The organism is Flavobacterium xizangense, assembly GCF_054075145.1.
This window is the reverse complement of record NZ_JBSIPG010000358.1, coordinates 1-230: the sequence shown is the minus strand read 5'-3', so window position 1 is coordinate 230 and position 230 is coordinate 1. Positions and strand designations below refer to the sequence as shown.

Genomic DNA, 230 nt, shown 5'->3' with positions numbered 1-230 from the left:
CCATCAGGCCGTTCTTCCTCCTGTCAAAGTGGTTGAAGGAGGCTCTGAACTCATTCATCTGCTCCTGGGTGATGCCCTTGGCATCTCTTGTCAGGATCTGGGTCTCCACCTCATTGATGGTTCTGGCGATAGTTGTCAGCAGCAACTCCCATCCGACACGGATATGCTCCATGGTGTAGTTCGTGTGCTTGTTGTCGAAGACCAGGGCCTCCTGGATGAGCTGGTGGTCG

General features: G+C 54.3%; 1 protein-coding gene. It reads right to left on the bottom strand.

Annotated elements, in window-relative coordinates:
* A partial coding sequence (locus ACWA1B_RS23760; protein WP_456911164.1) for a hypothetical protein occupies window positions 1–230 on the bottom strand: 230 nt, incomplete at both ends.